The sequence below is a fragment of the Candidatus Symbiopectobacterium sp. NZEC135 genome (genome assembly GCF_025962695.1).
The window spans coordinates 1-573 of sequence record NZ_JAGFPF010001370.1; the positions used below are offsets into that span (position 1 = coordinate 1).

Consider the following 573-nt stretch of genomic DNA (forward strand, 5'->3'; position numbering starts at 1 on the left):
CTGGGAAAAATTGACGGGTAAACACCTGCTGGAAGGCTATGGCCTGACGGAAAGCGCACCGCTGGTGGCGGGCAATCCCTATGATTTAAAACACTACAGCGGCAGCATTGGTTTGCCGGTGCCCTCCACCGATGTGCGCATTGTCGACGATGAGGGGCACGATGTTGCGCCGGGAGAATCGGGCGAGCTGTGGGTAAAAGGGCCACAGGTGATGCTGGGCTACTGGCAGCAACCGGCCGCGACGCAAGAGGTGCTGAAAGAGGGCTGGCTGGCAACCGGCGATATTGTCACGGCAGATGAAGAGGGGTTTCTGCGCGTGATCGATCGCAAAAAAGACATGATTCTTGTGTCCGGGTTTAACGTGTATCCGACAGAAATCGAAGAGGTGATCGCGCGCCATCCAAAAGTGTCCGAAGCAGCGGTAATCGGTGTGGAAAGCGAACTGAGTGGTGAAGCGGTAAAAGCTTATGTGGTGGCCCGTGATAGCAGCCTGAGCAAAGATGAACTGATCACCCATTGCCGCCGTAATCTGACCGCTTATAAAGTGCCAAAACTGGTCGAGTTTGTGGAAGA

The 573-nt window shown here is 55.0% G+C and carries 1 protein-coding gene; it reads left to right on the plus strand.

All coding sequences use genetic code 11. The annotated features are described in order from the left end of the window. On the plus strand, positions 1 to 573 hold a 573-nt coding region (locus J5224_RS34310; RefSeq protein ID WP_264629302.1), incomplete at both ends, for an AMP-binding protein.